Below are 23,110 nucleotides of genomic sequence, written 5' to 3'. Positions count from 1 at the left end.
GCCGATTCAGGCCTCTGCATCGTGAAGTAATAATTATTACTCTCGTTATTGTTCTTATTTACTTAATCATTATTATTATTTAATGGAAGGTACCAAATGATCCTTCACAGTATTCTCGATGGCATAGGGAAGACGCCAATAGTCAACCTCTCTCGTTTGTTCAATGATTCGCGGTGTGAAGTGCTGGCAAAGCTGGAGATGTTCAATCCATGTGGCAGCATTAAAGACAGGCCAGCGCACTATATTGTAGAGCGGGGACTGGCGGACGGTTCCATAAGTTCCAATTCGCATATCATCGAAAGCTCCTCCGGGAATTTTGCCATTGCGCTTGCTATGGTTTGCCGCATGCACGGGCTACGTTTCACGGCGGTGGTGGACCCGAAGCTCTCGCCTGCGAACCGCCAGATCATTCAATGTTACGGCGGCAATATCGAACTTGTCACCGAGAAGGATCGCCAGGGCGGTTATCTCGAAACCCGCATCGATCGGGTCAAGCAGATGCTGCGCGAGCAACCCGATGCGGTATGGACGAATCAATATGCCAACGAGCGTAATTGGCAAAGCCATTACCACGGCGAGGGCGAGGAAATCCTGCGGGATCTGGACCGCCCTGTGGATTATCTGGTATTGGGTGTCAGCACCTCTGGAACCATCCACGGCATTACGCGGCGTCTGCGCGAGGCCTGGCCTGCCCTGAAGGTCATCCCCGTAGATGCATTCGGCTCGGTACTGTTCGGTACTTCACCGGCGCTTCGTGAATTACCCGGGCTTGGCGCAAGCCGCGTACCCGAATTATTGAAGCGCGATGAGCTCGGTGAGGTGATCCAGATCGACGACTATGAATCCGCCGTGGCGTGCCGGCAATTGGTAAAGCGGGAGGGAATCTTTGCCGGGGGATCATCCGGCTCCGTAATCGCCGCTATCCAGCGCCTTTCCGCCCGCCTGCTGCAACCGGCACGCATCCTGACCATTTTGCCCGATCGGGGCGAGCGCTATCTGGACACGGTATACAACGACCAGTGGCTGTTGCGCATGAGGGAACGCCATTTTGCACGTATGACGAAAGGATTTACCGGCACTCCTCTGGGGCAAACAGCATGAACATGTCAGATACTACCTCACCCGATTTGCTCTATCTTAGCCGCAGCGATCTCGGCGCGTTAGGCGGCACCCATTCGCAACCCTATGTAGATGCAATAGTGGATGGATTGGCGGCGCATGCGCGGGGCGACTATGTACAACCGCTCAAACCTTATCTGCGCTGGCCAGGCGCCGATCACATCGCCGACCGTATTATTGCCATGCCTTGTTATCTGGGCGGCGAACAACCGGTCGCCGGCCTGAAATGGGTCGGTAGCCGCCAGCACAATCCGGTTCAATTTGGTCTTGAGCGTGCCAGCGCGGTCATTGTGCTGAATGATGCGGAGACCAATTATCCGATTGCAATCCTCGAAGGTGGACTGATCAGCGGAATGCGCACGGCAGCCATTACCGCCGTGGGTACCCGCTATCTGGCACGTGGGGGCTTTACCGATGTCGGCTGTATAGGATGCGGCCCGATAGCGCGTATGCAGATGCAGACACTGATGGAGCAGTTTCCGGATATCCGGCGTATCCATCTGTTTGATTTATCCCTTGAGGCGGCCAGATCGCTAGCTGCCATGTTGGCAGAAGGCAATCCGGATGTGGATTTTCTCTGTACGGACTCGGCCGAATCCGCCGTGAGAGCGGCTGACGTGGTTGTGACCTGTACCGTAACCAGTACCCCCTACCTGGCCTTCGATTGGCTTAAACCCGGTGCTTTTATCAGCAATATATCCATCATGGACGTTCACAAGGATGTCTATGAGAGGGTCGACAAGGTGGTGGTGGATGATTGGGACCAGTCAAATCGCGAAAAGAAGATCATCAATCAGTTGGTGCTGGAAGGGCGCTTCAGCCGTGAACAGTTGCATGCAGAGCTTGGGGAGATTGTTATCGGGGACAGGCCGGGTCGGGAGGATGAAGACGAAATCATTTTGCTTAACCCCATGGGCATGGCCATCGACGACATCATTTGCGCGCGTCACTTTTATCGCCTTGCGCATGAGCGTGGAACCGGTACTCGACTGCCGCTATACGGCTGAACCGCATGCAGATCATCCCACCTCATCCGTATGCGAATCGGCTGGCTCAGGACTTGTTCGATGCGCTCTGGCTGGAAAACCTTTACGATTTTCGCGGGCATTGCATCCTGCATCCGGAGGCCGATGGAAAAGCAGTTATGGAAATTGCGCTTGACGAAACGCGGTCGTTACGCTGGCAGGGGCAAAAGGCAAATGGTTTGCGCCCGTTTCGGGTGCAGGGTTCCAACGGGGTTTTGCATACAAATACGAATACGGCGACCAACCTCGAGCTCAGCAGGATTGTCGAGGTCTTGCAGACCGCAGACTGGTGGAGTGACGGGACAGGCCGTTTTTCGCGGTTCTTCACACTTGCCTATGACCAGGCCGCGTTTGCGGCAGTGCATGAGCAAAATATCCTGGAAAGTCTCATGGCTGCGCCCGAAGACTTGCTGCCCTGGGAAGCGTTGAGCTGCCTTAAAGACCGGCCGTTTCATCCCCTGGCCCGTGCCAAGGATTGGAATGGTGACCATGGCTATGGCTATGCCACGGAAACAATGGCATCGCTTCCGCTTCACTGGGTTGCGGTACCGCGAGATCAAATAGTAAGCGGACCGGCGGCTCCACTCGCCGGTCAGCCTCTGGCGGAGCGCCTGCTCGATCCTGGCCAACGCGACAGGCTGACTCAGGCCGCTCGCGCCTCCCATGCCGATGGCGAGAACTGGCTATGGATGCCGGTTCATCCATGGCAGTGGGCCTGGCTCAACCGATCGATTCCCCTGAAGCTCAGCGAGTGCATTTATCTGAGTATCGGGCCTGGTACGGCGACTCCCACTGCGTCGTTGCGTTCGCTTGCCGTCACAGGAAACCCCGGCACGCATCTGAAGCTCGCACTCTCTGTTCGTACGCTGGGAGCAACTCGCGCCCTGCCGCCACGGTATCTACATAACGGCACACTTGCCAGTGCTTGCCTGGAATCCTTGCGTCGGCGCGACGACTGGCTGGCGGCTCACCTGTTGCTGTGCGATGAGGACCAGTGGTGGGCATTGAGCCAATGCGATGCGCTCGAATCCGAATCAGGTGAACTGGCTTGCATGATTCGCCGCTATCCAACACTCCCCGGCGCCACACTGATCCCGATGGCGGCGCTGCCGGCGGTATGGGCTGACGGCAAGTTGCCGGCATTCGATCACTTGATCGGTTCCGCAGCGCCGGAAGAAGCCGCCTGGCGCCTGTTCGGCGACATTGCCGGGGCTTTACTCGAGCTGGGACTGCGCTGTTTTGCACGCGGCGTCATGCCGGAGTTGCATGGGCAGAATGTATTGCTGGCCTTCGAGGGCCAGCAAGTTGCCGCGCTGGTGCTGCGTGACCATGACACATTGCGCGTGTGCTGCCCATTGATGCAGGCCCAAGGCGTCACGATCCCGGACTACGTAATCGATCGCAGCACGCCTAATACACTGGAACTGAATACCCCGCAGGAACTGCTGGCTTATCTGCAAACCCTGGCGATCGAGGTCAATCTGTATGCGATTCTTGCTGCGCTGGCCACCTATTATGGCCGGGACGAAGCGCATGGCTGGGGTATTGTCCGCCAAGCGCTCGAAACCTGTCTGGCACGCGTTCCGCTGCCGGTTGAAATCGCCGGCCAGGCAAGAAAAATGTTGCTGGAGGAGGCGGAGTGGCCCTTCAAGCAGTTGCTTGCTCCGCTATTAAATATCACAAGTTTCGGCACGGGCATGCCCAGCGCCATGGGGCGTCTGCCTAATCCCTTGTTGACCGGCAGTCCGTCGTGGCCGAAGATGACAGACAGGCACCGTGATAACAGGCATGAATAACCTCACGTTGCTATTGGTCTGCCAAGCCGTTACCACGCTTGGGCTGATGGTCTTCGTACCCATCATGCCGTTGTATATTGCAACGCTGGAACAGATGGATGCCGCGGGGGCCGCGCACTGGAGCAGTCTTGCACTGGCGGCACCCGCCGTAGGTACGCTGTGTTTCGCTCCTTACGTCGGCAAGTGCTGCGATCGTTTCGGCTACAAGCGAATGCTGCTGACATCGTTGGCCGTATTCACTGTCAGCATGCTGCTGATGGCGTTGAGCCCGGGTGTGCACGGCTTCATGCTGGGCCGTTTACTGCAAGGCATAAGTACCATAGGCGTGGTGCTCACCGCCTTCATCGGCTATGTCAGCGATGACACTTTACGCGGGCGCTCGCTGGGTTTGCAGGAAAGCGCCATTGCGTGCGGGGCGCTGGCTGGCCCGTTATTGGGCGGGATGATGCTGGACTATTGGTCGCTCAAGCCGTTGCTTCTGACGAGTGCCGTACTTACGGGTGTAGCTGGCGGACTACTGTGGACCCAACTCAGCGAGCCGCGAAAAGTCGCAGGAATTTCCGCCTTGCCCTTTTCCGGGTTGCGTACCGTGCTGGGCGACAGCAACCTGCGCAACTGGATGCTTGCAGCATGTTTTATTCAGGCGGCTGCATTCGCCTTTGTCAATGTCTTCGCACTCTATCTGACGGCGCGTTTCCCTGCTGCCGAGGCAATGGCCAGCAAGATCGGGTTCCTGCACGCGCTGGGCTGGCTTGCGACCATGCTGGCCGCTCCGTTATGGGGCCGCCTGAACGATCGCGGTGAACCGCGACGCTACTTCGCGTTCGCTGCCATGGGTTGCGCACTATCGAGCGGTTTACTGATCCTTATCGATCAGATCTGGATCGTCGCGCTGTTGCGTATAACCCAGGGCGCCTGTTACGCGGCGTTGATGCAGTCGGTGTTACTGGCTTGCAGCCGCCAGCTACCCATCTCGGCATACGGTTATGTGACGGGATTAAGCAGGAGCTTCATGGTCGTCGGCCAACTGGTGGGCCCGTTACTCATTTTATTCCTGCTGCCGTTTCTTTCCCCCATCGATCTTATCTGGCCTGTTGCCGTGCTGTTCTTCGCGGGCGGGTTACTGGTTTTTAGCGATCGTACAGCTCGCTTTTCATTTGCGGAGTTAAAAAAATGATTCCGATGCCTTCACATCTGCTGGAAATGGCGCCGATAGAGCGGCGCCTGGTGGAGCAGTATGTCAACACCTATTGCCGGGAAACAGGCTTTTTCGATCCACGTCTCGCAGCGGATGACGCTGGGCCCGCCGAACTTCATTCGCATATTGAGGCCTGGCGCGCCGCTGGCTCAGCGCCGTATCTGGTTTCGCTTGCAAAAACAGAGTACCAGCTAGCGGGGGCGTTTACCTACTTTTCGCCAGTTGGCTACCACCGCTTGGCGCCATTTGCCTGGATTGGACGGCGCGGTAATTGGCAACCCCTGACAACAGATGCGGCGTTGCTGGCTGATCTGATCGCCGACGCGCTCGCTGCAGCCGCCGATCAGCCTGCGGAAACGGCCGATCACAGCCGACGCCGGTTAAAAACGCTGATGCGAAACAGCATAGCCCAGGTCCGCCGCTTCCATTTGCATAAACCCGCCAGGGAATGCTCGCCTTTCCTCTCTGCCGAGCAGGGACTGCGCTTTGGTCACATTTTTCATGTTACTTCCAAGGCCGCGGAAGGTTTCAGCGAGGAAGACATGCAACGCTACGCGCCTGAACTGGGCGCATCATTTCGCCTGCACTACTTTGCGGTCGCGGCCGGCATGCTGGAGACCCGTGTTATCGATGGGAAGCAGCCCGCAGTCGATCCGGAAGTTACATCGTTCGTCCGCGATCTGCTTGCGCACGGCGATTACCAGCTCTTGCCTTGCCATCCCTGGCAAGCCAATTATTTGCTGGGTCTGCCCGACATCAGCGCGCTGATAAATCAAGGAATGCTGATTTCGCTCGGCCCGATGGGTGAAGTGGCGTGGCCCACATCTTCGGTGCGCACCGTCTGGCTACCCCGCCAAAATTTGTTTCTCAAGCTGTCGCTCAATATCCGTATCACCAACTTCATACGCAACAACCCATCCGAGCAGGTCAGGCGGGCGCTGGATGCCAGCCTCGCTCTGTCGTTACTACCGCGTCATATCTCCGAGCAATCGGCATTCTGCATTCTTCCTGAATTGGCGAGCCAGACGCTGAGGCTGCCGGATGAAGCCTTGCGCGCGGCTTGTGCGGTGATATACCGGCAGGCGATGCCAGCAACCGAGGCGGAGCACGTCCGGACAATCGTGGCGGTACTGGAAGAGCCTGCCGATGGAGAAATTCCGTTGCTGGCCTTGTTGCGGCTGTCTGCCAGGGGAAACCCGCTCAGCGAAGGATTGATACGCATGTGGTGGAAATGCTACCTGGATGTCACCCTGTTGCCGTTGCTGCATCTCTTTCTGGAACATGGCGTCAGCCTTGAAGCCCACCTGCAGAATACCTTGATCGCCTTCCACGACGGCTGGCCGTCTCGTGGCTATGCGCGAGACATGGAGGGCGTCAGCATCAGCCGCGCACGTTTCCAATTCCTCGATCGCCTGCCTGGCGACAGTCCGGTTCTCTATGCGGAGGAGCAGGCCTGGCACCGCTTCCAGTATTACGTGCTGGTTAATCATATAGGCCATGTGGGTGCCTGTCTGGCTCGCACCGGGCTGACTACTGAGCCGGCATTGTGGCGCGACGCCGCATTGATATTGAGCTCGATCGATGACCCATTGATACGCCGATTGCTCACACAGCCGACCTGGCCGGCCAAAGCCAACATGCTCAGCAGTTTCTACCAGCATGGGGAATGCCCATCATGGGTTGAGATACCCAATCCACTGATTGCAAAAGTAAACCAATGAATTCACTCGATTACGAAAACCTGATTAATAGTCCGGCTTACCGCCAGGCGAGCCGCCGCGTATTACGCCAACTGCTGGAGGCGCTGCTGTTTGAGCGTGCTGTACCGCATTGCACCTGGGATGGCGAAACACTGAATTTACCAGGGCTCCGTGCGGATAACGTTCCCGTCAGGTATCAATGCCAGGCCCGCCAAACCATGAGCTTTGGCCGCGTACGCATCACCACGCCACTGCTGCGCATCAATAGCGGCGTTACCCATGAAGCCTGCGACCCCGCGCTGTTCCTGGCGGAAATTGCCCCCTGGCTGTTTGCCGACGAACTACGGCTGAGCCAATTCTCATCCGAACTGCTGGCTACGCAGATCAAGGATGCACAAACATTATCCGCACACAACGGCAAGCCGTTGCGCGATGCGGACTATGACACGCTGGAAGCAAGGCTGACCGATGGTCATCTCTATCATCCGGTCTACAAGTCGCGGATAGGCTTCACACTTGATGAAAATAAAATGTACGCACCCGAAATCGCGACCTCGGTAGCGCCGCTGCTGCTCGCCGTACGCCGTGATCGTTGCCGCTGGGCGGTTAGTAAAACGCTGAATAATGATGCTGAAAGGGGCGTTGCGCTGCTGGGTGAGCCCGGCTGGCAGTACTTTTGCGATCAATTGTTCCGGCGCTCGCTGCAGCCCGACGATTATCTGCCGCTACCGGTACATCCATGGCAATGGGACGAAGTTGTTCTACCCGGCTATCACCAGGCGCTGGCGCGAGGCGAACTGTTTGCGCTCGGCGTGCTGCCTGACCGGTATCTGCCTCAGCAATCGATCCGTACCTTAAGTAATTCGAGCGACCGCAACCGTTTGTCGCTCAAGCTTTCGATGAGCCTCGTCAATACGTCCACCTCGCGCGTACTGGCGCCGCACACCGTGCAGAATGCACCCGTCATCAGCGACTGGTTGCATGGGTTGGCGGAGCGAACCGACTGGTCATTGCCCCTGGCATGCCCCGTGTTGTTGAGAGAGGTCGCTGGCGTGAGTTTCACGCCGGTGGCCATGGCTCACGGCCAGTACGGCGCGTTATCGTGCATCTGGCGCGAAAGTGTGCATAACTATTTGCGTCCGGGTGAAAGAGCGGTGCCGATGACCGCCGTCATGCATATCGATATCGACGGAAGGCCCTTCATCGATCCCTGGGTTCGGCGTCATGGGCCCGAGCAATGGCTAAAGCGGCTCGTGGAGCGGGCATACTTGCCGGTACTGCATCTGCTTTGGGAACATGGGACCGCATTGGAGTCGCACGCCCAGAATATGGTCCTGCTGGTGGAAGAGGGGCTACCGGCGCGCGTAGCACTCAAGGACTTCCACGATGGGGTACGCTTCAGCAGAGCGCTATTATCCGCGCCTGCGCCCGTGCTTACCGCACCGCCGCCCGAGCATGTGCAGATCAATCCAAATTCCTTTCTTGAAAGCGAAAACGCCGAGGAATTACGGGATTTCACCTTCGATGCGCTTTTTTTCGTCAATCTGGCGGAACTGGCCTGGCTGTTCCTGCGCCACTACGGTATAGCGGAAAAACAGTTCTGGCAAATTACCTGCGAAGTGTTGCAGGCACACCAGAAACGCCATCCTCAGAGTGAGGCGCGTTATTCGCTGTTCGACTGTTTTGCCGATGAGGTGGGTGTCGAGTTACTTGCCAGCCGGCGCTTCCAGTCCGAGATCCGGTTACGTACGCGGTCAACGCAAAACCCCCTTGCAAAAGTCGAGGAACCGTCATGCGTCTGAAGAAGCGCCTGGAAGCGGACGATATCGTCTATGGCTTGTTCTGTTCCACCCCCGCCGCGCTGAGCGTGGAAATAATCGCAGCGGCCGGCTATGACTTCGTTGTGATCGATCTGGAACATACACTGATCAGCTCAGGGCAACTCGCCGCAATGCTGCTGGCAGCCCGCGCCAATAGCATTGCGGCGCTGGTCCGGGTAGCGTCGCCTCATCAGATTCTTCAGGTACTGGATGCCGGCGCGGAAGGTGTTGTATTTCCGCATATCCGCTCGGCGCAGGAAGCACGGGATGCAGTGCGCCTTTGCCATTTCGCCCCACTTGGGGAGCGTGGCTTGAACGCTACCTTGCATACCCGTTACGGCCGCGATGACCTCGCCGGATTCACGAGTGCAGCACGAGAATGCACTTTGGTGGTAGCGATGATTGAAGACCGCGAAGGGATGGAGAATGTCAATGAAATTGCGGCGGTGGAAGGGGTGGACGTATTGCTGGCGGGTGCGGCGGATCTCTCGCAATCGCTGGGCCTGCCCTGGCAAACCAGTCATCCGGACGTACGTGAAGCGGTATCACTTGTTCGTGCCGCGGCTGAACACCACAATAAGATGTTTTGCGCCCTGCCTCGGATACCGGGGGACTTCGAATCCGATTATCGCAGCTCGGTTCGCATGTTCATTCTTGGCGATGATCGCGGTATTGCGCGGCGCGCCATGGCCTCGCATCTGGTAAAGCACCAGGCCACGGTGCTTTACCAATGAACCCGCAACGCTTGCACGACTATCTGCATAGCCGAGCGCGATCCGAGTTACAGCCCCACTGGCAGCCCGATCTTAAGCCCATATGCGCCTATATTTATGATCTGGCGCATTTGCGCCGGCGTGCCGACATGCTGCGCCGCAGCCTGCCTTCACCGTGCCAGCTCTTTTACGCCATCAAAGCTAATAGCGACGAGCCGGTATTGAAGGCGCTGCTCAACCACACCGACGGCTTCGAAGTGGCATCACTGGGCGAAATCCAGCGTGTGCGCGCCATCGATGATGCCGTTCCCGTCGTATTCGGCGGGCCCGGCAAAAGTGACGCAGAACTGGAGGGTGCACTCCATCACCGAGTCATGCTGATCCATGTGGAAAGTGAGCATCAGTTGCGGCGACTCGACTGGATCGCGCGATGCCGTCACGAAGTGGCGGATATTCTGCTCCGCGTGAATCCGGCCCATGTGCCCCAAGAGGCAACATTGCGCATGGGCGGGCAGGCGACCCAGTTTGGCGTCGAAGAGGCACAAATCCCCGCCTTGCTCGAACTGATCCAGACCCTGCCGGGCATTCGCCTCAAGGGCCTGCACATCCATGCCATCTCCAACAACCTGAATCCGGATACCCACCTTGCCCTGATGGAGCATTACTTTGACCTGGCGGAGGCGTGGCAGCGCCACTATGGGCTGAAGTTCGACTGGTTGAATGTCGGCGGCGGCATTGGCGTCAATTATACCGATCCGGATTTGTCTTTCGATTGGGAAAGCTTCTGCGCAGGCCTTTCGGCGCTCATCGCCACGCGCCAGCCCGGGTTTCAGGTCGTATTCGAGTGCGGGCGTTTTCTCGTCGCAGACTGTGGTTGCTACATGAGTGAAGTCATTGACGTGAAAACCGCCTATGGCAAACACTTCGCCATCCTCCGCGGGGGCTCCCACCACTTCCGGCTGCCGGTTTCATGGCAGCACAACCATCCTTTCATGATATTGGAGCGCGAAAGCTGGCATTACCCTTTTTCGCGCCCTTCGGTTCGCGATGCACCTGTCACGCTTTGCGGCGAGCTATGCACGCCGAAGGACACCCTTGCACGCGATGTCCATGTCAAACAGCTTCGAGCCGGGGATTGTGTCGCCTTCCTGCTGGCCGGAGCCTATGGCTGGCATATCTCCCATCACGATTTTTTAAGCCACCCTCATCCCGAACGTGTGTTTCTGGACAATTGTTAAAAAGGACTCGCGATGCTCTGTTCCCTCCCTATTCATTTTGTACACGTCAAGCGGGTTCGCCCGAATGAGTGCCACTATTCCAATCACGCGGTGACCCTGGCGGATACCATTTTGCGCGAACAGCTCTGGCGCATCCCCATCGCTGTGGAACGCACCAGTCTGGCTGTCATGGATGGTCACCACCGCCTGGAGGCCGCGCGCCAGCTCAGGCTGAAGTATATCCCCTGCCTGCTGCTCGACTATGACTGCGTGAAGGTGGATGCGACACGCCAGGGCTACCTGGTCAATCCGCATGAGATCGTCCGTCGTGCCAGAACCGGGGAGTTATACCCCCCTAAAACTACCCACCACCGGTTTTCATCGCCGTTTCCCATTTGCAACATTTCGGTGCCGTTGCTACAGGATCCGGCTGTCATATCTTCTTTACCTGTATCCACGCGTTTCATGTCTCGCTATGAAATCAGCATGATGGCGGCGACGGATGAGCAACATTCGGTCACGGATTTATCGTGGGGCGTAAATTTAGGTTCATCGAGAGGCAGCCGGCATCATGAAAATTAATTTGTACCCGGCAATCGTTGCACTGTCATTGACTTCCTGGATTCAGCAGGCGGAAGCCGAGACCCCGCCCAGTGGCCAATCCGACGCAGGGAAAAAGCTGCCGGCCGTAATCGTGACCGGCGAGCGCACAGGGAGTTTCAACTCCGATTCCGTTCAGGTCGGAACATTCCGGGATATGGCGCCAATCGATGTGCCACAAACCAGTAATGTGGTCACACGGGAAGTGCTCGATGCACAGGCCATAACCGGTGTATTTGGCGCCTTGCGCAATACGGCGGGTGTCACGCGTTCGCAATTGAACGGTTCGACTTACGACAATATTGCGATTCGCGGTATTCTCGTGGAAAACCGCAGCAATTACCGACTCAACGGATCCCTTCCGATCATCAACCTGATCGATATTCCGATGGAGAACAAGGAGCGCGTCGAAGTGCTCAAAGGCGCCTCATCGCTATATTATGGTTTCGTGCCGCCATCCGGCATTGTCAACCTGGTAACCAAACGTGCGGGCAAGGATCCCATTACAAATGTTTCGTTGATGGCAAATATGTATGGTGGCGCCAACACGCATATCGATCTGGGGCGGCGCTTCGGCAGCGAGCAGCAGTTCGGGGCGCGCATTAATCTTCTCGCCGGGCGCGAGGATATCGGCATTCACAATTTCTCGGGGCACCGTGCTTTGATGTCGGGCGCCTTTGACTGGCGTATCACCGATAAACTTTCCGTCAAGTTTGATGTGGAGCATTACCGTAAGGAGGTTTCCGAGCAAGCGGCGATACAGGCCCTTCCAGCGGTCAATGGCGTGATCACATTACCCCCTATTCCGAATGCCCGTCGTAATCTTGCTGGGGAATGGCAGAAGTATGACGCCGAGGCAACCAACCTGCTGCTGCGCGCTGATTATGCAATAAGCGACAATTGGGGAGTGCTATTCGAGATCGGTAAAGCGCAAACCAGGCGGGACCGCAATTTCTCCCAATTCCAGAATTACAACCTTGCCACCGGCGAGGGAACCTTGCGCACTTTCTTCAATCGGGGCCAGCATTGGGATAATCAAAATATTCGCGCCGAAGTATTCGGACGCTTTCCGGGCCAGGCCATTACCCATGAGGTATCCGTGGGTTTTACCGGCAACGAGCGCAGCCAGGACCCCCGCACCTCATCCACATTCGATACTACCCAGAATCTGTATAACCCCATTGATATTGCGCGGCAGTCTCCCACTATGCCATTTAGCGCAAACCGATCAAAAATAACGGATCTGGGCTTGTATATATCCGATCGAATCTTGATTGGGGGCAGGTTGCAAGTCATGTTGGGGGTACGCAGCAGTTTTTATGAAAGTGTCGCTGCGACCACCCATTATAAGGCCGATAGGGTCAACCCCTCGTTGTCCTTGATGTATAAGCCCATTCCCAACGTGTCGATATATGCTAGCTACATTGAAGGGGTCGAGGAAAGCGGGCAGGCGCCCGCCAATCGCGCCAATAATGGGGAGATCCTGGCGCCGGCGGTGTCGAAGCAAAAGGAAGTGGGCGTCAAGGCGCTTGTCGCGCAGGGCATATTGCTTCAAGTAGCGTACTTCGACATCAAGCGCGCCTCGACCACGGTTGACGTGCCCACCAATCGTTTTGTTCTCAACGGCATGGCCCGGTATAGCGGCTTCGAGTTGTCGGCCTCGGGTGAGGTGACGAAGCAGTTATCGCTCATCGGCTCGGCCCTATTCATGGAGGCGGAACAATTGAACAGAACCAATGCCGAGACTTTCGGCAAGATACCGGATAACACGCCGCAGCGCACGGCCAGCCTCTTTGCCGAGTACCGCCTGACCAGCATACCTGGACTGGCGCTCAGCAGCGGCGTGCATTACGTGGGGAGGCGGCCGGTGAACAGCGCCAACCAGGCCTTCGTGGATGATTACGCGATACTCTCCCTGGGTGCACGCTACGCGACCCGTATTGCAGGCAAACGCACCATGCTCCAGGCAGTCGTGGATAACGCGACCAACAGCAATTATTGGAGTACCGCAGGTAATGGATTGCTGGGCGTCGGCGCGCCCATCATGTTCAAAATTGCATCTCGGGTCGAATTCTGATTGCCGGGTTCCAAAAGGGTATTCGGGAAGCTGAACTCGTGAAGCAAAAACGCACCCTCTTGGGATGCCTAAATATCCAGATGAAGTATTCGTCATGAAAATACGAAGAATCGTCTTCAATGTTCATCTTTATATCGGGTTGGCGGCTGGGTTGTTCCTGGTACTGAGCGGCTTGACCGGTAGCATGATCGTGTTCCGAGAGGAGATCGAAGCGCTTTTACATCCCGAATTGATGGAAACCGCGGTAAGCGGCGAGCGGGTTGCGCTACAAACTGTGCTGAATGCGGCCAGGGAGGCATATCCTGACGACACGATTTTCTCTGTTCGCATGCCGCGCACGCCGGAGCAGACTTACCTGCTGAAAATGAACGAGCCGCATGGCTTATTCGTTTATGCGGATCCCTACAGCGGTAAGTTGCTCGGCGCCCATCGGCAGGAAGACACTTTCATGGGCTGGGTAGCCCTTGTGCATACCGAACTTCTGATTGGCGAGGCTGGCGAAACCATTCTCGGCGTTAGCGCATTACTGCTGATTTGCATGAGCATCACCGGTTTCTTCCTTTGGTGGCCGCCTAATGGAAAGGGAATAGGAAAGCTTGCGCGGGGCTTCAAGGTCGGTTGGTCTGCGCCATGGAAAAAAGTTATTTTTGATCTGCACCGTGCGTCAGGCATCTACACTATCGTTTTTCTCCTGATTATTGCCTTCACCGGTGTCTCCCTCGTTTTCAATAAGGCCGTAGTTGAGCTCACCAATTTTCTGACGGCGAGTGTGCCAAGAGCCGCCCCGCCTCATTCCGATCCTCTCGGCGCCAGAGGAATGATTCCTCCGCTAGACGACCTGCTGCATCAGGCGGACAGCATCCTCTCCGGCCCCACTACCTGGATCAATCTGCCGCAAACGCCCGCGGCGCCTTTGGTAGTGCGCAAAAAGATGCCTGAGGAGTTCCATCCCAATGGGAGAAGCTTCATCTATTTCGATCAATATACCGGAGGCGTGCTGTGTACTGAAAATGCTTTGACAGCGCCTTCAGGAACCCGGATTTATAACTTTTTTTACCCTCTCCATATCGGCGTGGCAGGGGGAACGTTCACCCGAATTTTGCAGGTGATCATAGGATTTTCACCTCTTGTACTATTTGTTACCGGCTATCTCATGTGGAGGAATCGAACGAAGGCCAAAGCATATAGCAAATCGCCCAGGAATTTGGCTACAAGCTCTACAGTATTGCCACGCAACAAGTAGGGGGTGTCCAGGCGTTGGTATATCTATCGTATTTAAGCCAGTTGCGCCTTCCGCACCGTAAGGTAAAGCAGCCTGCGATCTACAGTTTATTAAGCGAAATAGATTGAGAAACAGCAGCCACATCGCTAGAAAGGAGGGGGGAATACTATCTTACATTCCCCGTCCCAAACGGGGCGGGGAAAGGCAGCGATACAGCTAAAGCCAAAATCAAGTGTCTTGTTTATTGTTTCTGCGTTTTGCAACAAAACCCATCAGCCCGAGTCCCGCGAGCAGCATTGCGTAAGTTTCGGGTTCCGGAATTGTCGGAACCTGTGTCAGGGTGAACGTGGAGGTATTTCCTGCACCAGGATCAAACGGGCTCAGGTTGAAAGCGGCGGTAGCCGTACCCCCATCCGCCAGTGCTCCGGTAAAGTTGAGATTACGTGGTCCGCTCGAAGTAGGGGCATCGAGGGTAAAACCACTAAGGGTTGAGCTCTCAAAATTAGTGAACACGTCTCCCTGGTCTCCGCTTGTGGGTTCTGAAATAGCGAAGTGAAAGTCAGTCCAGGACTGGCCGGTGTTATTGGTGATTGCCTCGGTGACAGTGTAAGGGTTGCCTGAACCACCTGTAGTGTGACCCACCGTAAAAGTCAGCACGATGGGGTTGACACTGTCAAAGGTTTTGGAAAGATCCAGTACGTTTGGGTCGTTGGTGTTGCTCATAATGTCAAACGTTCCCATACCTGGTCCGCTAGCCGTTATGCCGGTAATAACGCCGGCAGCGGATGCGGTAGAAATAGAGCCACCGAAGATTAAAGCAGCTATAGCTAACCTAGACAAATTGTTCATTGTTGTTCTCCTGGTAGTTGACTTACTCCTTCTATTGAAATAAACATTCTCTTTTGAATATGCTGTACATTTTCGACTCTAAGGAACCTTATTTCTGTGATAAAAGCCGGAGAGTATGCAGCCTTACTTTGTCAAGCATTAATCATGCCGTATGCATTTTAAGTTTAAAAACAGCAACTTACCAATAGCGAGGACGGCTGTGTTCGATAGAACGTCGCTTCCGAGCGACTGAAAACGTTGCCTGTAGAGCTATAAGTCTTTGAATATAAAAGGAATAAAGTTGTCTCCGAATAGCGACAAAGCTTCAAGCCATACCGAACTATTCGGCAGGCTGATGCACTGGCCAGCCGATAATTTTCTCCGTCACCGCTCACCTATCCCTCAATCGCGGCTCATCGGTGACATCATGGCTGTCCGCCAAAGTCATAAGGCCCTATTTTTATTATTGCCTTTAACGCCTTTGTAAATTAGAATAGCAATAGTTCTCATTTACAAAAAATATCGAACGGTTTCGTACCCGATTCCCATGCCAGAGGCGCTACTTTCCAAGGATAAGAAAACGATGCGGGGTCTTCACTCTTGTGGGAAGGAAATGTACTTATTTCCACCCGAACGGTATAAGAAGCGGCCGCGAAGCCGCCGGTAAATAAACCAATCCATCACTGCTGGCATGGGCAGAATCGAGCCTTGAAACCAGCAGTTCTGCAGCCAGTCAGCCTATTCCAGGCAAGCCAGCCAATTTTTTTATCCGATTTACGGGAGATTCTTGGCGGTGAAAAATAAATATAGAAGAAGCAGCGCCGGCATTGTTGCGTCCTGGCCGAACGATACAAGAGCGACTAACGCGGATGTGGCCGAGGATTGGCCACTCTGTGTGATTCGCTCCGAAAACCACAACGTGGTACGAAAGCGCAATGGCAGGAAAGCAAAATCCAGTTTATACCGATCTTCCCTCGCAGCGGCAGTACAGGGTGCGCTACTTTTTCTTGGCGCAGCTGCCATAGCCTTGCCTCATGCGGCCTTTGCCGAGTCAGGCGTTGGCAACAGCACCCATGCGCAGCCATACAATATTTCTGCTGGCCCGCTGGAAGATGCTCTCAATCATTTTGCAAGGCAGACACGGGTCAAGCTTTCCTTCGCTGCCGCCGATGTTAAAGATGTCAAGACGCAAGGGCTAAACGGCGATTTTTCAGTGCAGGGCGGATTGAACCGTCTTCTCACTGGGAGCGGCCTCGAGGCGGTACCGCAGGCTAATGGGTACATTGTAAGGAAGCTACCCGCGATAGTGGCAGATCAACCTACGGCGCTACCGCCAATAAAAGTCTCTGCAAGCACTATAACCAGCCCGACCGATGGTTATATGGCCACAAAAAGTTTTAGCGCCACCCGAACCGATACCCCGCTGCGCGATGTACCGCAATCCATCACTGTTGTAACGCAGGAGATGATCAAGGATCAGACCATGCAGGGTATCGGCGACGTGGTGCGTTATGTGCCGGGTGTCAACACATCACAAGGGGAGGGTAATCGCGATACCGTGATTTTTCGTGGTAGCAGTTCGACAGGAGACTTTTATGTCGATGGGTTGCGCGATGACGTTCAGTATTTCCGCGATCTCTACAATGTAGACCGGGTCGAGGTTCTGAAAGGATCCAACGGGATGATTTTCGGGCGGGGCGGGGCGGGTGGCGTGATCAATCGCGTCATCAAGGAGGCCGGTTGGACGCCCATTCGTGAAATTTCGGCGCAGTATGGATCCTTCAGCCATAAGCGGATTGCGGTCGATATCGGACAACCCATCAACGACGTCGCGGCTTTCCGGCTCAACGCGATGTACGAACACTCGAACAGCTATCGTAACGGCGTCGACCTTGAGCGAGGCGGGGTCAATCCCACGTTTACATTTAAGCCGACTGCTCAAACCAAGGTCGTGCTGAGCGGGGAATATTTCTTCGATCGGCGTACCGCAGACCGTGGCATTCCTTCTTTCATGGGGCGCCCAGCCAATACGGACCGCTCGACCTTCTTCGGCAATGCGGAAAACAGCCCGACGAATGTCGACGCCTGGGCGCTGAATTCGCTCATCGAGCACAGGTTCGATAACAATCTTAAAATCCGTAACCGTACCCGTTATGCCAGTTACGACAAGTTCTACCAGAACGTATTTGCCGGAAGTGCTGCTTCGGCCGAAGATGCTACGGGAACAGTAGCGATTTCGGCCTACAACAATGCAACCCAGCGCCAGAATCTTTTCACTCAGACAGACTTTCTGTACAACCTCGAAACTTGGGGTGTGAAGCATGAGTTCATGACGGGCGTGGAGTATGGCCGCCAGGTTTCAGACAACTTCCGCAATAGCGGAGTTATCAGTCCGCTCAATAATCGAGTATCCTTTCTTAATCCAACTTTTCTGGGCCCGGTCTCCTTCTCACAGAGCCCCACTGATGCCGATAATCACGGTGTGGTAGAGGTGGTGGGAATCTATTTACAGGATCAGATCACGCTTCTCCCCCAATTGAAGGCGGTCCTGGGCATACGCTACGATAATTTCGATGCGAATTTTGTCAATAATCGCAACGGCCAGCGGATACATACCAATGATGGACTGGTTTCGCCTCGGGTCGGATTGATATATAAACCGATCGAAGAAGTATCCATTTTCGGTAACTACAGTCTGGCTTATGTACCGCGTGCGGGTGATCAGCTCAGTTCGTTAACGCTGAGCAACGCGGCGCTCAAGCCCGAAAGTTTCATGAACCTGGAACTGGGCGCCAAGTGGGATATCCGCCCTGATCTTGCATTGACCACGGCGCTGTATCAACTGGACCGCAGCAATGTAATTACTCAGGATCCCAGCGATCTCAGCCGGACAAACCTGGTCGATGGCCAGCGTTCCCGGGGAGCGGAGATAGGCTTGATGGGCCGCATCACTCCGCAGTGGAGCGTAATGGGGGGATATGCCTATACCGATGCGGAGATTAGCAAGGCGTTAGTCACCAGCACAGGAAGCACTACTCCGGCCGGTTCGGTTGTGGCACAAGTTCCCAAGCACACGGTTTCCATGTGGAACCGCTACGATTTCACACCGTTTATCGGACTGGGCCTGGGCGTGATCCATCGCAGCAGCATGTATGCCGCAGTAGACAATACCGTGCTCCTGCCCGGCTTCACGCGACTGGATGCGGCCATGTTCGTCCGCCTCAACAAGACCCTGCGGGTCCAGGCAAATATTGAAAACATAGCCAATGTCAACTATGTTGCGTCAGCCAACAGCAATAACAACATCACGCCGGGTGCGCCCCGCATTTTTCGTTTGACGGTCGTCGCCAATTTTTAGGTTTTCTCGCGGGACAAAATGGTGAACCAGATGTGCCCATGACCCGGCGTGGGCAAGAATTACGAGTGTCAGCAACTACCAGCGTTCAGGTCAGGCCGCCGGGAAAATTTGAGCGCTTTTATTTATACCGCGGCGCTGGGCCACTGCACCCATCAAACCCAGCCCTGCAAGAAGCATCGCGTATGATTGTGGCTCGGGTATCGAGCTTACGAAGCCGGAGGTAGAAGCTCCGAGATCGATCGAGAGCGTTCCGCTTCCCGGGCCGGCGGCAAAAATACCAAAGACCAGGTTTCCCGACCGAGATTGCGGGGATGAATCATAGTAGGAGCTAAGGGCAAAAGACGCATGGGAGTCAGAATTAAAACTGCCGTTGTCTCCATAGCCATAGAAGCTGGCATTGGCATTAACGGAAGCTGAAACTGAATCATAGTAATTGTAGGGGTCACCTCCGCTAATGTTTAATGTATAGGGAACCGTTACGGTCAGTACGCCGGGGCCATCGAAAGAGAAGGATTCCGACCGGTTGCCGGAGGAGGAAGCGCCCGGATTGTTCCAGTAATCATATGAGCCACCACCCACGGACTGTGCATTTGCCGAGAGATTTGTCGCCGAGCCGGTGGTATGAGCGAACGTGGTGGAAGTTGCGTCGGCAGTTACTGCGGCGCTTGATGTCCAGTCATAAATCGACTTCGAATTATATTCACTGCCTTGTTGAGGAACCTGCGCGGATGAGCTCAAGGATGTGTTTTGATCGGAAAAGGTGACCCCGGGCACAGTACCGTCGACTCCGGTAACCGAAATCTGTAGTTGGCTCCAGTCGACAGTGACATCCGACGTTCTATCCGCTGCGAATGAAGGTTGGCTTACTACAGCACCGATTGAGCATCCGATCACCGCCAGAAAGTGCTTGGTCTTGTTCATTATTCACCCCCGTAATATTGAAGAAAATTGGATCTGCTTCAGCGAATCGCTGAAGCTCAATATTGCGGCGATAATTCGATATCTTCAGCCGGTAAACGAACGGACAAACGCGATAAGTGAGGCGTATTGATGCGCTACCTGTGCGCGTGGAAATTTAGCAACACCGGGTGACTTTACCATTGCCGCCATAGCGCGCCTCCTGGCGCTCCCGGAAGAATTCCTGGTAAGACATGAGCGGCCTCTCGGGATGCGCACTTTTCATGTGGTCGACATAAGTACTGTATTCGGGCATGCCAACCATGAGCCGCATGCTCTGTCCCAGGTACTGAACCGTTCTGCTTATTTTATTTAGCATAGATGTGAACCCTTAGTTCTTGCCCCTTACGTTCTTGCCGCCCTCATGTTCTTGCCGCCTCGACCGGCAGCAATTCGAATGGCGCTTCTTTAGCGGTAGGTCTGCCCGTGGCGCGTGCGTGTAGTACTGTCCGGATACCGAAAAACAGGATACTGATCAGTACCAGCATGAACAATCCCGCTAGCGATGCATTCACATAGTCGTTAAAAATCACCTGCTGCATCTGCTCCAGCGACTTGGCTGGCGCAAGGAGCACGCCGTCTGCGACAGCGTCCTTGTATTTGCCCGCGTGCGCCAGAAAACCGATGCGCGGATTGGCATCGAATATCTTCTGCCAGGCAGCGGTCAGCGTGCACACCAGCACCCACGTGGCAGGCACGATCGTCACCCAGGCAAAACGGTCAAGCTTCATCTTGAACAGCACGCCGGTGCAGAGAATCAGCGCAATGCCCGCAAGCATCTGATTCGAAATGCCGAACAGCGGCCACAGTGTATTGATCCCGCCCAACGGATCAACCACCCCTTGGTACAGGAAATACCCCCAGCCGGCAACACAGATACCGGTCGCGATCAGGCTGGCAATCAATGAATCCGTGCGTTTCATCGACGGGATGAAGGTGCCCAGCAAATCCTGCAGCATGAAGCGTCCGGCGCGGGTTCCCGCATCGACCGCGGTCAGGATGAACAGCGCCTCGAACAGGATCGCGAAGTGATACCAGAACGCCATCATTGCCTTGCCGCCGGCAAACTCCGACAGGATTTGCGCCATGCCCACAGCCAGCGTCGGGGCGCCGCCGGTACGCGAAATAATGGTATGTTCCCCAACGTCCCGCGCGGTCTGCGTGACCATCTCGGGCGTGAGATAAAAACCCCATTGCGATATGGTTTGCGCAGCCGATTCCGCTGTGGTGCCGATGATTGCGGCCGGGCTATTCATGGCGAAATACACCCCGGGCTCAAGCGTTGAGGCGGCAATCAGCGCCATGATGGCGACAAACGATTCCATCAGCATCGCCCCGTAGCCGATGAAGCGGGCATCAGTCTCGTTTCGGATCATCTTCGGGGTGGTGCCGGACGAGATGAGCGAATGAAAACCGGATACCGCGCCACAGGCGATGGTAATGAACAGGAAGGGAAACAGGCTGCCCGACCAGACCGGGCCGGAGCCATCCACAAACTGTGTGAACGCTGGCATCTTGAGTGTTGGCGAAATGAAGATGACGCCGATGGCCAGGCCGACAATCGTACCGATCTTGAGGAAGGTGGACAGATAGTCGCGCGGCGCCAGCAAGAGCCAGACCGGCAGTACGGAAGCGATGAAGCCGTAGGCGATCAGTATCCAGGTCAACTGTTCACCGGACAGGGTGAACATGACTGCCAGCGCGGGAATTTCCTGCACGTACTGCCCGCCGATGATCGACAGCATCAATAAGACAAAGCCGATCAATGACACTTCCCCGATCGCGCCAGGGCGGATATAACGTGCATACACGCCCATGAACAAGGCAATGGGCATGGTAGCCGCTACCGTAAAGGTGCCCCATGGCGATTCCGCCAGTGCTTTGACCACGATCAGCGCCAGCACCGCCAGCAGGATCAGCATAATGAAAAAAGTGCCGAAGAGGGCGATCATGCCGGGTATCTGCCCCAGTTCCGACTTGATCAGGTCGCCCAGCGAGCGGCCATCGCGGCGCGTGGAAATGAATAGCACAACAAAATCCTGTACCGCACCGGCAAAGACGACACCCGCCAGCAGCCACAACATGCCCGGCATATAACCCATCTGCGCTGCCAATATTGGGCCGACGAGCGGACCGGCGCCGGCAATCGCGGCGAAATGATGCCCGAACAATACGTATTTGTTGGTTGGCACATAATCCAGGCCGTCATTGAATTTGTAAGCCGGCGTCATGCGGGTAGGGTCCAGCCTCAGCACCCGGCTGGCAATGAACTGGCTGTAGAAGCGATAGGCGATGGTGTAGACGCAGACGGTGGCAATAACGATCCAGATGGCGCCTATCGATTCGCCATGGTGCAGCGCGATGAAAGCGAATGCAAACGCGCCAAGAGCGGCAAATGCCCACCAGCCGAGCTTAGTGATTAGATAATTCATTATCTGTTCCAGGGTGTGATGGGATGATTCATTATCTGAAATTGGTCAGAAACGTTCAGCGCTTCAGGTTAAAGCAAGGCTGTTTCGACAAGCCCAGTGTTCAACCTGCCAATTATTATCTTATTAAGCGAGCGCATACTGGAATTATAAATAAAGTAATGCGAAAGATCAGAATGGTAACCGCAGCACATGATTTTACGTGGCAATAATTGGGTGCGATTTTTTTGTGTAGAGGTGGATTATCGGTTTTTATATAGAATAAATAATTGTGGTTAGCCGTGAGTAGCATGGTTGACAGTCTGACCCTATAAATTTTCGCAAGATCGGGGTTCATGGAACCGGGTTAGGCCGATTCCCGAGCCAAAAGAACATCGGAAAGCCGTGTGCGGGAAAACCGCATGCACGGTTTTAGGAGGGAGGGCAGGCGGAAGTCTTTTCTCTACTCTACCTATTGGTTTTTTCATCGATTGACCGTCTTGTGCTGCAATACTGGCAATTTTATTTGCTAAGAGCAGCGTGCGCGCACATCCCGAGCACATCCTTTAACCTTTTTTACAAAGTGGTTTAGGAGCGATACCGAACAGACTACTTTTTGATTCGCGCCCATTATTCCAAAAAATATAATTTTTTTGGGGAGTATGTTTCTTGAAATGAAATAGGAGGTCCCAAATGGAAAAGAAGTTATTCATGTCAGTTGTCCTGCCCGCGGCGATGGTATTCGCAACCTCGGCTTTTGCCGGAGATCAGGAGAGAATTCAGTGGACGGATGTACCGCCTGCCGTTCAGAAAACGATAACCGATCACGCAGGTGGCGGAAAAATCGAGGAAATTGAGAAGGAAACGAAAATACAGCACGCTCGAGCTCTTCATTTCGACAACGACAAAATTGTTACCGTTTATGAAGCCGAGGTAGAAAAACCAGACGGCAAGGAGATTGAGATCAAGGTCGGCGAAGATGGCAAGCTCATCAAGATAAAATCGGAAAAAGTCGATTAACATAATCAACAGGGTCAGATTTTTGATTTTCCATTCCAAGGTTTAAATCGGC

General features: G+C 55.0%; 17 protein-coding genes. 13 read left to right on the top strand and 4 right to left on the bottom strand.

Annotated elements, in window-relative coordinates; translation table 11 throughout:
- The first annotated feature begins 96 nt into the window (after positions 1-96).
- From sbnA to BLS94_RS08425, 11 genes are all read left to right on the top strand, one after another.
- The gene (sbnA, locus tag BLS94_RS08475; protein ID WP_090959613.1) at positions 97-1,101 is read left to right on the top strand and encodes a 2,3-diaminopropionate biosynthesis protein SbnA; all 1,005 of its coding nucleotides are present in this window, start codon (positions 97-99) and stop codon (positions 1,099-1,101) included.
- The gene (gene sbnB, locus BLS94_RS08470) at positions 1,098-2,126 is read left to right on the top strand and encodes a 2,3-diaminopropionate biosynthesis protein SbnB (protein WP_256325349.1); all 1,029 of its coding nucleotides are present in this window, start codon (positions 1,098-1,100) and stop codon (positions 2,124-2,126) included. Before sbnA ends, sbnB begins: the two co-directional genes overlap by 4 nt.
- A gap of 5 nt (positions 2,127-2,131) precedes the next feature.
- Complete coding sequence (locus BLS94_RS08465) at positions 2,132-3,940, top strand: IucA/IucC family protein (protein ID WP_090959610.1); 1,809 nt, start codon at positions 2,132-2,134, stop codon at positions 3,938-3,940.
- Entirely contained in the window at positions 3,933-5,117 is a 1,185-nt protein-coding gene (locus tag BLS94_RS08460) for an MFS transporter (RefSeq protein WP_090959607.1), read from the top strand. The genes BLS94_RS08465 and BLS94_RS08460 overlap by 8 nt, the downstream gene beginning before the upstream one ends.
- 5 nt (positions 5,118-5,122) lie before the next feature.
- Positions 5,123-6,859 carry an IucA/IucC family protein gene (locus BLS94_RS08455; RefSeq protein WP_090959654.1) on the top strand — a complete coding sequence of 579 codons (1,737 nt, stop codon included), beginning with the start codon at positions 5,123-5,125 and terminating at the stop codon, positions 6,857-6,859.
- A complete protein-coding gene (locus tag BLS94_RS08450) occupies positions 6,856-8,640 on the top strand; it encodes an IucA/IucC family protein (protein WP_090959603.1) in 1,785 nt (594 codons plus the stop codon). Before BLS94_RS08455 ends, BLS94_RS08450 begins: the two co-directional genes overlap by 4 nt.
- Positions 8,631-9,392 carry an HpcH/HpaI aldolase family protein gene (locus BLS94_RS08445; RefSeq protein WP_090959600.1) on the top strand — a complete coding sequence of 254 codons (762 nt, stop codon included), beginning with the start codon at positions 8,631-8,633 and terminating at the stop codon, positions 9,390-9,392. Before BLS94_RS08450 ends, BLS94_RS08445 begins: the two co-directional genes overlap by 10 nt.
- Entirely contained in the window at positions 9,389-10,609 is a 1,221-nt protein-coding gene (locus BLS94_RS08440; RefSeq protein WP_090959597.1) for a type III PLP-dependent enzyme, read from the top strand. The genes BLS94_RS08445 and BLS94_RS08440 overlap by 4 nt, the downstream gene beginning before the upstream one ends.
- 12 nt (positions 10,610-10,621) lie before the next feature.
- Entirely contained in the window at positions 10,622-11,170 is a 549-nt protein-coding gene (locus tag BLS94_RS08435; RefSeq protein ID WP_090959594.1) for a ParB N-terminal domain-containing protein, read from the top strand.
- Positions 11,160-13,265 carry a TonB-dependent siderophore receptor gene (locus BLS94_RS08430; protein ID WP_090959591.1) on the top strand — a complete coding sequence of 702 codons (2,106 nt, stop codon included), beginning with the start codon at positions 11,160-11,162 and terminating at the stop codon, positions 13,263-13,265. The genes BLS94_RS08435 and BLS94_RS08430 overlap by 11 nt, the downstream gene beginning before the upstream one ends.
- Positions 13,266-13,359: 94 nt before the next feature.
- Positions 13,360-14,508: a PepSY-associated TM helix domain-containing protein gene (locus BLS94_RS08425; RefSeq protein WP_090959651.1), complete on the top strand. Its 1,149-nt coding sequence runs from the start codon at positions 13,360-13,362 to the stop codon at positions 14,506-14,508.
- A 207-nt stretch (positions 14,509-14,715) separates the two neighbouring features.
- Here the strand turns inward: BLS94_RS08425 and BLS94_RS08420 are convergent, their stop codons facing one another.
- Positions 14,716-15,336, bottom strand: a complete 621-nt coding sequence (locus tag BLS94_RS08420; RefSeq protein ID WP_090959588.1) for a PEP-CTERM sorting domain-containing protein — start codon at positions 15,334-15,336, stop codon at positions 14,716-14,718.
- A gap of 772 nt (positions 15,337-16,108) precedes the next feature.
- On the opposite strand from BLS94_RS08420, the gene BLS94_RS08415 reads away from it, so the two are divergent.
- Positions 16,109-18,673 carry a TonB-dependent siderophore receptor gene (locus tag BLS94_RS08415; protein ID WP_256325348.1) on the top strand — a complete coding sequence of 855 codons (2,565 nt, stop codon included), beginning with the start codon at positions 16,109-16,111 and terminating at the stop codon, positions 18,671-18,673.
- A 90-nt stretch (positions 18,674-18,763) separates the two neighbouring features.
- Here the strand turns inward: BLS94_RS08415 and BLS94_RS08410 are convergent, their stop codons facing one another.
- The 3 genes from BLS94_RS08410 to BLS94_RS08400 form a co-directional block, all read right to left on the bottom strand.
- Positions 18,764-19,594, bottom strand: a complete 831-nt coding sequence (locus BLS94_RS08410) for a PEP-CTERM sorting domain-containing protein (RefSeq protein ID WP_090959584.1) — start codon at positions 19,592-19,594, stop codon at positions 18,764-18,766.
- 154 nt (positions 19,595-19,748) lie between these two features.
- On the bottom strand, positions 19,749-19,949 hold the full coding sequence (locus BLS94_RS08405; protein ID WP_090959581.1) for a YbdD/YjiX family protein: 201 nt from the start codon (positions 19,947-19,949) through the stop codon (positions 19,749-19,751).
- 43 nt (positions 19,950-19,992) lie between these two features.
- On the bottom strand, positions 19,993-22,062 hold the full coding sequence (locus tag BLS94_RS08400; protein WP_090959579.1) for a carbon starvation CstA family protein: 2,070 nt from the start codon (positions 22,060-22,062) through the stop codon (positions 19,993-19,995).
- 669 nt (positions 22,063-22,731) lie between these two features.
- Here BLS94_RS08400 and BLS94_RS08390 point away from each other — a divergent pair.
- Complete coding sequence (locus tag BLS94_RS08390; protein WP_072766888.1) at positions 22,732-23,058, top strand: hypothetical protein; 327 nt, start codon at positions 22,732-22,734, stop codon at positions 23,056-23,058.
- Positions 23,059-23,110 lie beyond the last annotated feature (52 nt).

The organism is Nitrosospira sp. Nsp18, assembly GCF_900103145.1.
Lineage (GTDB): Bacteria > Pseudomonadota > Gammaproteobacteria > Burkholderiales > Nitrosomonadaceae > Nitrosospira.
The sequence above is the reverse complement of the archived record's forward strand: the minus strand, read 5'-3'. Positions and strand labels throughout refer to the sequence as shown.

Excerpts from the sequence above, each read along its gene's own strand:
- sbnA (WP_090959613.1), top strand. The coding sequence starts at position 97 with ATGATCCTTCACAGTATTCTCGATGGCATAGGGAAGACGCCAATAGTC.
- sbnB (WP_256325349.1), top strand. The coding sequence starts at position 1,098 with ATGAACATGTCAGATACTACCTCACCCGATTTGCTCTATCTTAGCCGC.
- BLS94_RS08465 (WP_090959610.1), top strand. The coding sequence starts at position 2,132 with ATGCAGATCATCCCACCTCATCCGTATGCGAATCGGCTGGCTCAGGAC.
- BLS94_RS08460 (WP_090959607.1), top strand. The coding sequence starts at position 3,933 with ATGAATAACCTCACGTTGCTATTGGTCTGCCAAGCCGTTACCACGCTT.
- BLS94_RS08455 (WP_090959654.1), top strand. The coding sequence starts at position 5,123 with ATGCCTTCACATCTGCTGGAAATGGCGCCGATAGAGCGGCGCCTGGTG.
- BLS94_RS08450 (WP_090959603.1), top strand. The coding sequence starts at position 6,856 with ATGAATTCACTCGATTACGAAAACCTGATTAATAGTCCGGCTTACCGC.
- BLS94_RS08445 (WP_090959600.1), top strand. The coding sequence starts at position 8,631 with ATGCGTCTGAAGAAGCGCCTGGAAGCGGACGATATCGTCTATGGCTTG.
- BLS94_RS08440 (WP_090959597.1), top strand. The coding sequence starts at position 9,389 with ATGAACCCGCAACGCTTGCACGACTATCTGCATAGCCGAGCGCGATCC.
- BLS94_RS08435 (WP_090959594.1), top strand. The coding sequence starts at position 10,622 with ATGCTCTGTTCCCTCCCTATTCATTTTGTACACGTCAAGCGGGTTCGC.
- BLS94_RS08430 (WP_090959591.1), top strand. The coding sequence starts at position 11,160 with ATGAAAATTAATTTGTACCCGGCAATCGTTGCACTGTCATTGACTTCC.
- BLS94_RS08425 (WP_090959651.1), top strand. The coding sequence starts at position 13,360 with ATGAAAATACGAAGAATCGTCTTCAATGTTCATCTTTATATCGGGTTG.
- BLS94_RS08420 (WP_090959588.1), bottom strand. The coding sequence starts at position 15,336 with ATGAACAATTTGTCTAGGTTAGCTATAGCTGCTTTAATCTTCGGTGGC.
- BLS94_RS08410 (WP_090959584.1), bottom strand. The coding sequence starts at position 19,594 with ATGAACAAGACCAAGCACTTTCTGGCGGTGATCGGATGCTCAATCGGT.
- BLS94_RS08405 (WP_090959581.1), bottom strand. The coding sequence starts at position 19,949 with ATGCTAAATAAAATAAGCAGAACGGTTCAGTACCTGGGACAGAGCATG.
- BLS94_RS08400 (WP_090959579.1), bottom strand. The coding sequence starts at position 22,062 with ATGAATTATCTAATCACTAAGCTCGGCTGGTGGGCATTTGCCGCTCTT.
- BLS94_RS08390 (WP_072766888.1), top strand. The coding sequence starts at position 22,732 with ATGGAAAAGAAGTTATTCATGTCAGTTGTCCTGCCCGCGGCGATGGTA.